Source organism: Kushneria avicenniae (assembly GCF_900112585.1).
Taxonomy (GTDB): Bacteria; Pseudomonadota; Gammaproteobacteria; order Pseudomonadales; family Halomonadaceae; genus Kushneria; species Kushneria avicenniae.
Genome location: NZ_FOLY01000001.1, coordinates 360,491 through 373,779 on the forward strand (window position 1 = coordinate 360,491; position 13,289 = coordinate 373,779).

The following is a 13,289-nucleotide window of genomic DNA, read 5'->3' on the forward strand; positions in this document are numbered from 1 at the left end:
CAAAGCCGGCGCTTTTCATCGAGATCGGTGCGTGCTGGCGACCCGGCCGTGACGCGGGCGAATCCGGCCCAGCGCCCGGGATATCACCGGGATGCGAAGCAGCATCAACACGACGCCGGCCAGCGCATAGGCGCTCCACTGCCCCATATCAGCCCGCACGACCCAGAAGAAATGTAAAAGCACCAGCGCCAGCGCGATGTAGACCAGTCGATGCAGAAACTTCCATCGCTTGCCCAGTCGCTTCATCGAATATCGATTGGAGGTCACCGCCAGCGCCAGCAGCATGACCAGTGCGGCAAAGCCCACGATGATATAGGGGCGCCGCTGCAGGTCTGCTCCCAGTGCCGAAAAGTCGAGACCGAGGATAAACAGCAGATAGCTGGTCAGATGCAGTACGCCATAGCTGAAGGTCCAGAGCCCGAGTTGACGGCGAATGAGCGCAAAGCCCTTCCAGCGCGTCAGCTTCATCAGCGGGGTCAGGCTCAGCGTCAGCAGCAGCAGAATCAGCGCGCACTGTCCGAAATTGAGCAGCAGATACTGTCCGGGCTCAGGGCCTGCCTGCCCGGCTGCCACCTGCCAGGCCCACCAGAGAAACGGCAGCAGCGCTGCCACGAATACCGTACATCGCCAGAGTCGCATCAAAAATAGGTCCGCAGGTCCATGCCCTTGTAGAGCGAGGCTACCTCATCTTCGTATCCGTTGAACATCTGTGTATCAATCATGTTGGTACTGAACAGACTGTTGGGCAAGCGTCGCTCACGGGCCTGACTCCAGCGCGGATGATCCACATCGGGATTCACGTTGGAATAGAAGCCATATTCGTTGGCATTGATGGTCGGCCAGGCCGTCGGTGGTTGCTCCTTCACCAGCGAGATACGCACGATCGACTTGATACTCTTGAAGCCATACTTCCAGGGCACTACCAGACGCACGGGCGCACCGTTCTGGTTAGGCAGCACACGCCCGTACATGCCCACGCTCAGGATCGTCAGCGGGTGCATCGCCTCGTCCATGCGCAACCCTTCCTGATACGGCCAGTCGATCAGCGCGAAGCGCGAACGCTGTCCCGGCATCTCTTCGGGGCGCACCAGGGTCTGAAAGCGGACAAATTTCGCATCGCTGGTCGGCTCGGCGCGCTTGATGATCTCCGATAGCGGCACACCCAGCCAGGGAATGACCATCGACCAGGCCTCGACGCAGCGCAGTCGATAGATGCGCTCTTCCAGCTGCTGCTCGCCCAGCAGCTGATCGACATCCAGAGTACCGGGCCGAGCGACTTCCCCATCAATCTCGATGGTCCAGGGCTCGGTGGTCATGTCCCCCGCATGTTTATAAGGGTCATCCTTGCTGGTGCCGAACTCGAAAAAGTTGTTGTAGTGCGAAGCATCATTAAAAGGCGTGAGCTTGTCATTTTCTCCCGCAGTCACCGCCTGCCAATGCGTATTGTCAAGGCGGGAAGCCAACCAGTCAGGCTGTCGGCCCTTTTCAACATCGTCGTAGTGAGACGAAGCCCAGACGCTGCGCGGCAGGGCTGCTGCCATTCCAAGACCTGCCACCCCTGCCATGAAGTGCCGGCGCGCCAGATAAACCGACTCCGGGGTGACCTGGTGTTCACCGATATGGTGGCGCTTTCGTGTCCTGATCAGCATGACACCCTCCATTCAATGGCCATCATGGTTACTGACCGTTACGCAATGAAATGGTTCAGACATTAGTATCCGGTCGAGACAATTATCGAGACTGACTGTGAAAATAGCGAAAACGACGACGCCCGGCGGTGCCGGGCGTCGTTGAACAACAATAGTACGGATCAGCGTGACGCGGCTCAGGATACCCTTTCGCCGTGCGCCTGCTTGTCGGCATGGTAGCTTGAACGCACCAGCGGGCCCGATGCGACGTGCTTGAAGCCAAGCTCGTAGCCCTTCTCGGCGAACCAGGCAAAGGTGTCGGGATGCACCCAGCGATCAACCGGCAGATGGCTGCGCGACGGCTGCATGTACTGGCCAAGCGTCAGCATATCGACATTATGGGCACGCAGGTCACGCATGACCTCGACCACCTCTTCATCGGTCTCGCCCACGCCCAGCATCAGTCCTGACTTGGTCAGTACTTCCGGACGCGCTTCCTTGTAGCGCTTGAGCAGATCCAGAGACCACTGATAATCCGCCCCCGGGCGCACACGGCGATAAAGCGACGGCACCGTTTCCAGATTGTGATTGAACACATCCGGCGGCTCCTGACGCATGATGTCGATCGCCTTGTCCATTCGGCCGCGGAAGTCCGGCACCAGCACCTCGATCTCGAGATCGGGGCTGTGCTTTCTGATCTCTTCGATGCAGTTGTTAAAGTGCTGTGCCCCGCCATCACGCAGATCATCACGATCCACGGAGGTGATCACGACATACTTCAGACGCATTTCGGCGATGGCTTCGGCCAGCTCGCGAGGCTCGTCTTCATTGAGTGCGTTGGGGCGACCGTGAGCGACATCGCAGAACGGGCAGCGACGGGTGCAGATGTCGCCCATGATCATGAAGGTGGCCGTGCCGCCGTTGAAACACTCGCCCAGATTGGGGCAGGACGCCTCTTCGCATACCGTAACGAGCTTGTGCCGACGCAGGGTCTCCTTGATGCGGGTCACCTCCTTGGAGATGGGCATGCGCACCTTGAGCCAGTCCGGTTTGGTCGGCAGGGTCTCGGTCGGAATGACCTTGACCGGAATGCGGGAAACCTTGTCGGCGCCGCGAAGCTTGACACCTTTTTCCGCCCGCTGTTTGGGGGCGGTAGCAGTCGTCTCGGTCATCAGTTTGATCCTGTTACTCGAGAAATGTGGGTCAGCACTCCGGGTGCGCTCACCATCTCCTGAAGCTCGGGGTTGCCGAGTTCGGCGGCAAAAGCTCCGAGCAATCCTTGTGCTTCACGATCCATGTCGGGTGGCTTGGACAAGAGATCGCGAAGCTGTGTCATTCTCAGCCCTGCATAGCCGCAGGGATTGATATGGTCAAAGGGAGAAAGATCCATATCGATATTAAAGGCAATACCGTGAAAACTGCTGCCTCGCCGAATGCGCAGTCCCAGCGAGGCAATCTTGGCATTCCCCACATAGACGCCGGGCGCATCCGCTCGCGAGCAGGCCTCGATGCCGTGGTTTTCAAGGACGCGAATTACGGCATTTTCAAGGGCATCCACCATGGCACGTACTCCGACGCGACGTCGTTTGACATCAATCAGCGGATACATGACCAACTGCCCGGGCCCATGATAGGTGACCTGTCCACCACGGTCACTGTGTACCAGCGGAATATCGCCAGGATTGAGCAGATGTTCCGGTTTACCGGCGCGCCCCTGGGTAAACACGGGAAAGTGCTCTACCAGCCAGATCTGATCCGGGGTGCTGGCGTCACGCTCATCGGTAAAGCGACGCATCGCCTCCCAGACCGTGGTGTAATCGCACGTTCCCAGACGATATACGCCAATGGGCTCATCCTCCAGCCTTGCACTGCTCATCAGTACTCCCCTCGTGCAACCGACTGGACAATTCGTGAGTCAATGAACGATCAAAGTACCATCTGAACGCGGCCGGTCGCCTTGAGCGCCAGAAAAAGCGCGTTCAACTGCTCTTCACCGGTAGCGTAGATAGTGACATGCAGCGAGCGATACTTGCCATTACGACTGTCGCGATGGGTAACTCTTGAGCGATCAAGCTCCGGTGAGAAATGCTCGACGATATCAAGCATGTCGCGATCAAACTCGACGTCGTTGTTGCCCACGATCTTGATGGCGTAATCGCAGGGAAACTCGATTTTTGGCGCCTCCTGTGCCTTCTCGGCATCGCCGGGTGAAGACAGGATGGCAGCAGGCTTTTGAGATGAAGGCCTGGACATGATAAACCTCTTGATTTTCTGCAGGCTGAATACCCGCCCGATTACCGTCCATTTTACTGAAAAAAGGGGGATTCGTCAGCCGAATCCCCCCGCATGGTCCTGCGCCTGTGTGATGATCAGGCCTTAAAACAGACCCTGAACGAACTTCAGCAGACCGTCCCAGAGACGCTTGAACAGACCACCCTGCTCGACATCCTGCAGCGCGACCAGCGGCTGCTCGTCAATGACTTCATCGTTTTGAACGATCTGAACGGTGCCGTACTGCTGTCCGGCCTGGATGGGCGCCTGCAGATCACCGTTGATGTTGATGCGGTTGGAAAGCCCCGCCTCATTCTGACGCGATGCCGTCAGATAGACATCGTTGGCCACACCAAAGCTGCCTTCATCCTGAGTACCGCCCCAGACGCGCGCGCGGGTCAGCTCCTGACCGGCGTCATATACCTTCTGGGTCTGGAAGTAGCGAAAGCCATAGCTCAGAAGCTTCTGGGTTTCCTGTGAACGGGCCTCTTCCGAGCTGGTGCCCATGACCGCGGCGATCAGGCGGGTGTCGCTTTGCTGGGCCGAGGCCACCAGGCAGTATCCGGCTTCATCGGTATGACCGGTTTTCAGGCCATCGACGGTCTTGTCACGCCACAGCAGCAGGTTGCGGTTGGGCTGCTTGATGCCGTTCCACGTAAAGTATTTCTCGGCGTAGAGAGAGTAGTGATCGGGGAAATCATTGATGATATGGCGCGCAATAATGGCCATGTCATGTGCCGACGAGTAATGCTCGGGATCCGGCAGCCCGGTCGGGTTCATGAAGTGTGTGTTCTGCAGTCCCATCTGACGGGCATGCTCGTTCATCAGATCGGCAAACGACGATTGGCTTCCGGCAATATGCTCTGCCATGGCCACCGTGGCATCGTTGCCTGACTGCACGACGATACCCTGCATCAGATCCTTGACCGGCACATTGCTGTTCACCTTGACGAACATGCGCGAGCCACCGGTCTGCCAGGCTTCCTTGCTGATGCGAACTTCATCATCGGCAGACATGTTGCCGCTTTCGATTTCGCTTTCGGCAATATAGGCCGTCATCATCTTGGTCAGACTGGCCGGCGGTACACGCTCGTCGCCATCATGCTCGACCAGTACACGGCCGGATTTGGCATCCATCAATACCCATGATTTCGCAGCAAGCCCCGGCGGCGAAGGAATAAAGCTGGAGGGCGACGGACCATCGGAGGCCATTGCGGGCGCCGCCGTCAGCGTCAGCGCCAGCGAGGAAAATGCGACAAGGTGGCGCCAGCGGCATACGTTTACTGCAAAAAGGGTCATATTGCCTTTCTCTGTTTGCTTGTATTCAGTCCGAGCCAGTGACCTGATGTAGCTGGTCATAGCCTGCTTCATGTAGTTCGGACCTGACTGATTCCACCATGATAGGGTCATTGAGAGGTCCTACCTGAACCCGATGCATGGCGGCATGTCGTGTTACCCGAACCGGCCTTGAAAGACGCGCTTCGAGCCTGTCCCTGAGCGCCCGGGCATGCTCGTCCGATCCCAGTGCCGCAACCTGCAGGTAGACGGCTGCTGCCTGACCACCGCTACCGGCCACGGGCGCGTGCTCCGATGCTCCAGCGCTCTGCGCCCCGGGCAAAAGCGTCTCGTGGGTGGCAGATGCGCCCGGAGAATCTTCAATGCGCTCCGAACGAGTGGTCACGCCTTGATCATTGTTGTGTTGCGCCAGCCACTGACGCGGGTCTATGGCGGTTACCCGCACCCTGGCAGTACCATCGCCGAGCATATCCAGTCGAGACGCCGCTGCATAGGAGAGATCAATCAAACGATTGTCATGAAATGGACCTCGATCGTTGACGCGAACGATGACGGAGCGGTCGTTGGCCAGATTGGTCACGCGGGCGAAAGTGGGCAACGGCAAAGAACGGTGCGCTGCCGACATGGTGTACATGTCGTACTGCTCGCCGTTGGCCGTGTCATAGCCCTGGAATTTTTTTCCGTAAAAGGAGGCCAGCCCCGTCTGGCTATATCCCTTGCTCGAGGAGAGCACGTGATAACGCCTGCCCCGCACCTGATAGGTCGATTGATTGCCACTGCGCGAGCGTGGCTCGACCTGTGGTACGGCATCAGGCACCTGCGACACATCCACCTGATCATAGGGATAGGCATCGCGCGACATGGCATAGCGTCCGCCGGAGCTACCGCCGCCGCTGGCACAGCCAGCAATCAAGGTGGCCATCAGCACCACGACGCTCAGATGTCGAAGATAGCCGGGTAATGAGACCTTCCTGAAGAACATGTCAACGCTCCTGCTGCAGCGCCGCCTGAATCTGTTCGGCCAGCGTGGTCACGGCCATGGCATAAAGATGGCTGTGGTTATAGCGCGTAATCACATAGAAATTATGCAGCCCGAACAGATAGTCGTCGTGGCCGTCGGCGTAATCCAGCGCCAGCGGAATGACCTCTTCTCCATCGGGGATGTCGATATCCGGTGCGATGCCGCGTGCCTTGAGCGCACCAACCGTCATCCAGGGCGGCTTTGCCTGATTGAAATCGACATCATCAGGCTTCTCTGCCGTGTCCAGATGCGCCGCTACCGTCAGCGGCCGACCCGGTCGCCAGCCGTGCTCGGCGAAGTAGTTGGCCACGCTGCCGATGGCATCAACGGGCTCTTCCCAGAGATCCTTGATGCCATCGTGATTAAAGTCGACAGCATAGGCCTGATAGCTGCTGGGCATGAACTGGGGCAGCCCCATGGCACCGGCATAAGAGCCCTTGAGCTCCTGCGGATCGAGCCCCTGCTCGCCGGTCAGCGTCAGGAAGGCTTCCAGTTCGCGACCGAAGAAATCACTGCGCGGCGGATAGTCAAAGGCCAGTGTCGTCAGGGCATCAATAACGCGATAGGTGCCGGTATGGCGTCCGTACCAGGTTTCCACCCCGATGATGGCGGCGATGATCTCGCGCGGCACGCCATATTCCTGTTCAGCGCGGGCCATGGCATCACGGTGGGCGCGGATGAAGTCGACCCCGCCGGCCACACGCTCGGGCTTGATGAAGATATTGCGATACTGATCCCAGCGCAGATGATGTTCGGCAGGTTTTGAAATGGCATCGATGATCTTTTGCTGGCGACTGGCCTGCCTGAGCGCCGTGGTCAGCTCCTGTCGATCGAGCCCTTCGGCGGCCAGGCGGTCCACCATGGCGCTTGCCTGCGCATTGCTGGCAGGATCATATTCGCCTTCGGCATCGGCCAGCGGCGATACCGCCAGCAGCACTGCCATGGCCCAGCGCCATTTACTCCCTGAACGATATCGATCCTGCTTCATCCGACTCTCTCTAGCGTGGGGTGGTCTTGTGGTGGGTAAAAACGGCCATCAGCATACCGAAGCCGGCCATCAGGGTCACGCTGGCCGTCCCCCCGTAGCTGATCAATGGCAACGGCACCCCAACGATGGGCAGCACACCGCTGACCATTCCGACATTGACGAAGACATAGACAAAAAAGGTCAGTACCAGGCTACCGCCCAGGAGTCTGCCGAAGGTGTCGTGTGCCTGGTTGGCCATGTAGAGACCGCGCCATATCAATAGCAGATAGCAGGTCATCAGAACGCTCATGCCGATCAGTCCGAACTCTTCGCCAAGCACGGCAACGATAAAATCCGTATGGCGTTCGGGCAGAAATTCCAGCTGGGACTGGGTCCCCTGCATCCACCCCTTGCCGTGAATCCCGCCGGAGCCGATGGCCGTCTTTGACTGTATGATGTTCCAGCCACTGCCCAGCGGATCACTTTCCGGATTTAAAAAGGTCAGCACCCGCTGACGCTGGTACTGGTGCATGTTGAACCACAAAAGCGGCATGGCGGCGATGCCAAGCCCTGCACATACCGCGATGAAGCGCCAGGACAGCCCGGCCAGCAGGATCACGAACACCGCCGAGGCCGTGACCAGCATGGAGGTGCCCAGATCGGGTTGATTGGCAATCAGCCCGACCGGCACGCCCATCAGGGCCAGACAGACCAGCAGATCAAGCCAGCCGGGCGGCAGCACACGACGCGACAGGTAGGCGGCAATCGTCATCGGCATGGCGAGCTTCATCAGTTCGGAGGGCTGAAAGCGGATCACGCCCGGGATGGTCAGCCAGCGCTGGGCGCCCATGGCATGCGTACCGATGATATCCACGGCGACCAGCATCAGGGTCACGACGATATAGAAAAACCACGCAAGGCGTTTCATGGTGCGTGGCGAGACCTGAGCAATCAGGAGCATGACCACGAAAGCTGCGACAAAACGCAGGGCCTGAGCCTCCACCAGATAGGTCGATTCCCCCCCGGCGCTGTACAGCACGATCAGCCCGCCGGCGATGATGGTCAAAAGGGCCAGCAAAAGCCACGGATCAAGGTGCAGCGTGCGCCAGCCAAGACGCTGATACTGTCGACGGCTGCGGCGATAGACCCGCTGCCAGTAGTCCATCATCATCGTCAATCCCCCGTCGCCATCCGGTCCGCGGCGTGTTCGTTTTGCCGGGCATGATCCTGAGCCTCATTGCCGGACTTGATGCCAGGCAGAATCCAGGCATCCAGCATTTCCCGGGCGATCGGCGCCGCCACCCGGCTCCCGCCACCGCCGTTTTCAACGATGACGGCCACGGCGATCTTCGGGTCATCCACCGGCGCATAGGCCGTGAACAGGGCATGGTCATGCAGACGCTCCTCCAGCTCGGCAGCGTTGTATTTCTCCTTCTGCCCCAGCGTGAAGACCTGCGCCGTGCCTGACTTGCCCGCCATACGATATTGAAGGTTACGACCCGAAGCGCGCCCGGAGCCTTCGCTGCCGGTCATGACGTTTTCCATGGCCTGATGAATCAGACCCCACCAGTGTGGGTTGTCGAGTTTGACGTCATCGGGTGTGTTTTCGAACGGTGGCGCGATCTGTTCATCCCCGACCTGCATGGCCAGGTGAGGCCGCACCCACTTGCCGTCGTTGGCCAGCACCGATACCGCGGTGGCCATCTGCAGCGGTGTCGCCAGCCAGTAGCCCTGCCCGATGCCTACCGAAAGCGTTTCGCCCGGATACCAGACCTGGTTATAGCGCCCCCGCTTCCAGTCGCGGCTGGGCATCAGGCCGTTGCCGGCACCCCAGACATCGAGGCTGTGATCCTCACCAAAACCATACTTGTGCATGAAGGCAGACAGCCGATCGATGCCCATGCGATGCGCCAGCGTAAAGAAGTAAGTGTCGTTGGAGACCGTAATGGCGCGTTTCATATCGACCCGGCCATGCCCCCAGCGCAGCCAGTTGCGATAGCGCCTTGAATCGTTGGGAAGCTGGTAATAGCCCGGATCGTAGACCGTATCGGAAGGCTGGATCAGCCCGTACTCAAGGCCGGCAGAGGCCATATAGGGCTTGACCGTCGAGGCCGGTGGATATTGCCCGCGCGCCGCGCGGTTATAGAGTGGCATGTCCACATCATCGCGCAGGGCCGCGTAGGATTTCGTATCGATCCCGGTCACGAACTTGTTGTTGTCAAAACCGGGCTCCGACACCATGGCCAGAATGGCCCCGGTTTTGGGCTCGATGGCCACAATGGCGCCACGCTTGCCCTTCAAAAGATCGTGTCCCAGCTTCTGAAGCCTTGAATCCAGCGTCAGCGTCAGATTCTTGCCCGGTTTCGGAGGCGTGCGATCGATTTCACGCAGGGTTCGCCCGCGGGCGTTGGTTTCCACACGACGTACCCCGGCCTGACCGTGCAGCTCGTCTTCATAAAACCGCTCGATACCGGTCTTGCCGATGAAATGGGTGCCGGCATAGTTGCTGGTGTCGATACGCTGCTGATCTTCCTGGCTGATGCGCCCGACATACCCCAGCACATGCGACATCCACTCACCATCGGGGTAGTAACGAATCAGCTGGGCCTCGACCTCGACCCCGGGCAGTCGATAGCGATTGACCGCGATTCTGGCGATCTGCTCTTCATTGAGATCGCTGAGCAGCAGTGCCGGCTCATAGGAGCGCAGCCGCTCACGGGAGCGCTGTGCCAGCACATCGTGCTGATCCTCGGGAAGGTTCAGAATATCGATCAGACGCGAGATGGTCTGACCAACGTCGCCGGCCTGTTCGCGCACCAGCGTGAGGTTATAGGTGGGCCGGTTCTCGGCCAGCACCTGATGGTTGCGATCGAAGATCAGGCCGCGGTTGGGCGGCAATGGCTCGACGCGCATACGGTTCTTGTCCGAGCGCGTGATAAAGACATCGTGTTGAACAACCTGCAGCCACACCATGCGCCCGATCAGACCGGAAAACATGATAAGCACAACGAACGCCGCCAGAACGCTGCGACGGCGAAAGATGCGGGCCTGCTGTTCGGAATCCTCAAGCGTGGCGCGACGTGGGCGCATTGATAAGACTGCCCAAAAACAATAAACGGATAGGCCGCCCGACGGGCACGAAACAATTCACGTTCGAACGCCGCTAGCGATGGTAGGGATGCCCGGTCATCAGCGTCCAGCCGCGGTAGAGCTGTTCGGCCAGCAGTACACGCACCAGCGGATGGGGCAATGTCAGAGGCGACAACGACCAGCGAAGATCGGCACGAGACAGACAGCGCGGGTCAAGACCATCAGGGCCGCCCACCAGCAGCGATACATCACCGCCGGACATCTGCCAGTCCTTCATGCGCTCGGAGAGCGCTGGTGTCGACCACGGCCTGCCTTCGACATCAAGCGCCACCACGAGTTCACTGTCCCTGATTTTTGACAGCAGGCGATCGCCCTCGATGCGTATGGCCTTTGCCGGGTCCGCACTTTTCTGACGCGGACCGGGCGAAAGCTCGATCACCTCGAGTGCCATTTCGCGCGGCAGGCGCTTGCGGTACTCCTCGACACCCTGTGTCACCCAACCCGGCATGCGGGTGCCGACCGCCAGCATTTTCAGCTTCAAGAGTGATGCTCACCGACCGCTTCATGGCGCCCCAGATCATTGGGAAGCTCACTCCAGAGTCTTTCCAGATCATAGAGCTTGCGCGCATCCGGCATCATGACGTGAACTACCACATCACCCAGATCCACCAGCACCCAGTCACTGCCGGCCTCGCCTTCCACACCAAGCGGGCGAAACCCTTCGTCCTTGGCGCGCTCCAGCACGTTGTCTGCCAGTGCCTTGACGTGGCGGCTGGAAGTACCGCTGACCACGACCATGACATCGGTCACGCTGGTCATTCTGGAGACATCGAGCTCGGCGATGTCACGCCCCTTGAGCTCCTCCAGGGCATCCACCACCAGAGATGAAAGTTCTGTCTGCATAGCTCCTCGGATATAAGGGATCAAACCGGCATTGTACCGCTGTCGGACGCCTGCACCATAGACATTTGCAGCTTTTGACGCCCGACCGGGCATCAGGGCGATGATTCGCCGTATAGACCATTGTGATCGATGAAGGCTTCCACCGCGGGCGGCATCAGATAACGCACGCTGCGGCCTGCAGCCAGCGTCTGACGAATGGCGGTCGCAGAGATGGCCATCGCCGTGGTCTGGTCATAGTCGAACACACTGCCACAGGGGGATGCCATGAGGGCGTCAAGACTGTCCACACGTCGTGACGCTACCAGATCCTCGAGCGCCTGACAGTGTGCCTCGTGACTCTCGGGACGCCCGATCACCAGAATATGGGCATGATCGAAAAGCGCTGCCGGTTCGTGCCATTCATGCAGTTTCAAAAAGGCATCCCGTCCCAGCACCATGAGCAGGCGCGCCTGGTGGCCATACTGTTTTCGCAGTGAGGCAAGTGTATCCAGTGACCAGGACGGTCCGTCGCGACGAATTTCGCGATCATCGGCGATCAGCCCCGGCGTATCCGCCAGGGCCAGCTTCAGCATGCTCAGACGATCCTCGGAACTGACGCCCGGCGCGCTGCGATGCGGTGGCAGATGCGCCGGCACCATATGCACGACATCGAGTGACAGCGCATCGCGAAGTTCAACGGCGGCGCGCAGGTGCGCAATATGGATCGGGTTGAAGGTGCCGCCAAACATGGCGACACGGGTTTCAGGTTCTGACATGACCATCGCCCAGCACGACATATTTACGCGTGGTCAGTCCCTCAAGCCCTACCGGCCCGCGAACGTGCAACTTGTCGGTCGAGATACCGATCTCGGCGCCCAGACCGTACTGCGCGCCATCGGCAAAGCAGGTAGCGGCGTTGACCATGACCGAGCTTGAATCCACTTCTGCCATAAAACGTTGGGTATGGCCGAAATGGTCGCTGACAATGGCATCGGTATGGTGCGAGCCGTAGTGATTGATGTGCTCGATGGCGGCGTCCATGCCATCAACAACTCGAATGGACAGCAGCGGCCCCAGATATTCGGTCAGCCAGTCCTCTTCGGTAGCCGGCTCGACGTCGGCAAGCGCCTGTACTCGGCCACAGCCGCGCACCGTAACGCCCTCGCTTTGAAACCGGGCAATCATGCCGGGCAAAAAGGCTTCGGCCACGGCCTGATCCACCAGCAGCGTCTCCATGGCACCACAGATGCCATAGCGAAAGCACTTGGCGTTAAAGGCAACGTCAAAGGCCATGTCCAGCGAGGCGTGGCGATCCACGAAAACATGGCAAAGCCCTTCCAGATGCTTGATGACCGGAATGGTGGCTTCTTCGGAAATACGCTTGATCAGCGATTTGCCGCCCCGCGGGATGATCACATCGACATATTCACTTGCCGTGATCAGTGCACCCACCGCCCGCCGGTCGGTTGTTTCCACCAGCTGTACGGCATGGCCCGGCAGCCCGGCCTGCTCAAGACCCGAAGCGATGCACCGCGCGATGGCACAGTTGGACTCAAAAGCTTCCGATCCGCCGCGCAAAATGGCAGCGTTACCGGCCTTGAGGCACAGCGCAGCGGCATCCACCGTCACATTGGGGCGCGACTCATAGATAATACCGATCACGCCCAGCGGCGTGCGCATGCGGCCGATCCGCAGCCCGTTATTCTGGGTGCGCATTTCGTCGATGCCATTGATCGGGTCCGGCAGGGAGGCAACGGTTTCAAGGCCGGAGATCATGGCGTCGACACGTGCCGGCGTCAGCTGCAAACGGTCCATCAACGCCTCCGACAGCCCCTCGGCTCTGCCACGCTCGACATCGCGAGCGTTGGCCTCCAGCACGACATCGCGCTGGCTGGAAAGCTCGGCGGCCATGGCCATGAGCGCCCCGTTACGCTGCTGCGTGGTGCTGCTGCGCAGCCGGCCGGACGCCCTGCGCGCCTGCTGACCCAGCAGCGTCATGCGCGTGGTGATGTCGCTGTCTTCCTGTTGCACCTCAGATGTCATCTGCGCTGTTCTCCCTATCCCGGATGCGCGGCCGCGCTCGTCTGTCGTCCTCTCCTGACGCTATCGGAGTACACAGCGGCTGACTATACTG

14 protein-coding genes are annotated in these 13,289 nt (G+C 59.6%); all 14 read right to left on the reverse strand.

Annotated features, from left to right (window positions below; translation table 11 throughout):
* Positions 1-15: 15 nt before the first annotated feature.
* Positions 16-639: a protein-methionine-sulfoxide reductase heme-binding subunit MsrQ gene (msrQ, locus tag BM079_RS01715; RefSeq protein WP_090130196.1), complete on the reverse strand. Its 624-nt coding sequence runs from the start codon at positions 637-639 to the stop codon at positions 16-18.
* Positions 639-1,649, reverse strand: a complete 1,011-nt coding sequence (gene msrP, locus BM079_RS01720; RefSeq protein ID WP_090130771.1) for a protein-methionine-sulfoxide reductase catalytic subunit MsrP — start codon at positions 1,647-1,649, stop codon at positions 639-641. The genes msrQ and msrP overlap by 1 nt, the downstream gene beginning before the upstream one ends.
* A gap of 176 nt (positions 1,650-1,825) precedes the next feature.
* Positions 1,826-2,800, reverse strand: a complete 975-nt coding sequence (gene lipA, locus BM079_RS01725) for a lipoyl synthase (protein WP_090130198.1) — start codon at positions 2,798-2,800, stop codon at positions 1,826-1,828.
* Positions 2,800-3,504, reverse strand: a complete 705-nt coding sequence (lipB, locus tag BM079_RS01730) for a lipoyl(octanoyl) transferase LipB (protein ID WP_090130200.1) — start codon at positions 3,502-3,504, stop codon at positions 2,800-2,802. Before lipB ends, lipA begins: the two co-directional genes overlap by 1 nt.
* A 50-nt stretch (positions 3,505-3,554) precedes the next feature.
* Entirely contained in the window at positions 3,555-3,881 is a 327-nt protein-coding gene (locus BM079_RS01735) for an HP0495 family protein (protein WP_090130202.1), read from the reverse strand.
* A gap of 123 nt (positions 3,882-4,004) precedes the next feature.
* Positions 4,005-5,198: a D-alanyl-D-alanine carboxypeptidase family protein gene (locus tag BM079_RS01740; protein WP_090130773.1), complete on the reverse strand. Its 1,194-nt coding sequence runs from the start codon at positions 5,196-5,198 to the stop codon at positions 4,005-4,007.
* 25 nt (positions 5,199-5,223) lie between these two features.
* Complete coding sequence (locus tag BM079_RS01745; protein WP_090130204.1) at positions 5,224-6,177, reverse strand: septal ring lytic transglycosylase RlpA family protein; 954 nt, start codon at positions 6,175-6,177, stop codon at positions 5,224-5,226.
* Between the two features lies 1 nt (position 6,178).
* Positions 6,179-7,204 (reverse strand): lytic murein transglycosylase B, encoded by a 1,026-nt coding sequence (mltB, locus tag BM079_RS01750; RefSeq protein WP_090130206.1) that lies wholly within the window; start codon positions 7,202-7,204, stop codon positions 6,179-6,181.
* Positions 7,205-7,214: 10 nt separating this feature from the next.
* Complete coding sequence (rodA, locus tag BM079_RS01755; RefSeq protein WP_090130774.1) at positions 7,215-8,351, reverse strand: rod shape-determining protein RodA; 1,137 nt, start codon at positions 8,349-8,351, stop codon at positions 7,215-7,217.
* Positions 8,352-8,356: 5 nt separating this feature from the next.
* Complete coding sequence (gene mrdA, locus BM079_RS01760) at positions 8,357-10,273, reverse strand: penicillin-binding protein 2 (protein WP_090130208.1); 1,917 nt, start codon at positions 10,271-10,273, stop codon at positions 8,357-8,359.
* A 73-nt stretch (positions 10,274-10,346) separates the two neighbouring features.
* Positions 10,347-10,814, reverse strand: coding sequence for a 23S rRNA (pseudouridine(1915)-N(3))-methyltransferase RlmH (gene rlmH / locus BM079_RS01765; protein WP_090130210.1), 468 nt, complete (start codon positions 10,812-10,814; stop codon positions 10,347-10,349).
* Complete coding sequence (gene rsfS / locus BM079_RS01770; protein WP_090130212.1) at positions 10,811-11,176, reverse strand: ribosome silencing factor; 366 nt, start codon at positions 11,174-11,176, stop codon at positions 10,811-10,813. The genes rlmH and rsfS overlap by 4 nt, the downstream gene beginning before the upstream one ends.
* A gap of 92 nt (positions 11,177-11,268) precedes the next feature.
* Positions 11,269-11,931, reverse strand: a complete 663-nt coding sequence (gene nadD, locus BM079_RS01775) for a nicotinate-nucleotide adenylyltransferase (protein WP_245742782.1) — start codon at positions 11,929-11,931, stop codon at positions 11,269-11,271.
* Complete coding sequence (locus BM079_RS01780) at positions 11,918-13,198, reverse strand: glutamate-5-semialdehyde dehydrogenase (protein WP_245742783.1); 1,281 nt, start codon at positions 13,196-13,198, stop codon at positions 11,918-11,920. Before BM079_RS01780 ends, nadD begins: the two co-directional genes overlap by 14 nt.
* Between the last annotated feature and the right edge of the window lie 91 nt (positions 13,199-13,289).

Excerpts from the sequence above, each read along its gene's own strand:
- msrQ (WP_090130196.1), bottom strand. The coding sequence starts at position 639 with ATGCGACTCTGGCGATGTACGGTATTCGTGGCAGCGCTGCTGCCGTTT.
- msrP (WP_090130771.1), bottom strand. The coding sequence starts at position 1,649 with ATGCTGATCAGGACACGAAAGCGCCACCATATCGGTGAACACCAGGTC.
- lipA (WP_090130198.1), bottom strand. The coding sequence starts at position 2,800 with ATGACCGAGACGACTGCTACCGCCCCCAAACAGCGGGCGGAAAAAGGT.
- lipB (WP_090130200.1), bottom strand. The coding sequence starts at position 3,504 with ATGAGCAGTGCAAGGCTGGAGGATGAGCCCATTGGCGTATATCGTCTG.
- BM079_RS01735 (WP_090130202.1), bottom strand. The coding sequence starts at position 3,881 with ATGTCCAGGCCTTCATCTCAAAAGCCTGCTGCCATCCTGTCTTCACCC.
- BM079_RS01740 (WP_090130773.1), bottom strand. The coding sequence starts at position 5,198 with ATGACCCTTTTTGCAGTAAACGTATGCCGCTGGCGCCACCTTGTCGCA.
- BM079_RS01745 (WP_090130204.1), bottom strand. The coding sequence starts at position 6,177 with ATGTTCTTCAGGAAGGTCTCATTACCCGGCTATCTTCGACATCTGAGC.
- mltB (WP_090130206.1), bottom strand. The coding sequence starts at position 7,204 with ATGAAGCAGGATCGATATCGTTCAGGGAGTAAATGGCGCTGGGCCATG.
- rodA (WP_090130774.1), bottom strand. The coding sequence starts at position 8,351 with ATGATGGACTACTGGCAGCGGGTCTATCGCCGCAGCCGTCGACAGTAT.
- mrdA (WP_090130208.1), bottom strand. The coding sequence starts at position 10,273 with ATGCGCCCACGTCGCGCCACGCTTGAGGATTCCGAACAGCAGGCCCGC.
- rsfS (WP_090130212.1), bottom strand. The coding sequence starts at position 11,176 with ATGCAGACAGAACTTTCATCTCTGGTGGTGGATGCCCTGGAGGAGCTC.
- nadD (WP_245742782.1), bottom strand. The coding sequence starts at position 11,931 with ATGTCAGAACCTGAAACCCGTGTCGCCATGTTTGGCGGCACCTTCAAC.
- BM079_RS01780 (WP_245742783.1), bottom strand. The coding sequence starts at position 13,198 with ATGACATCTGAGGTGCAACAGGAAGACAGCGACATCACCACGCGCATG.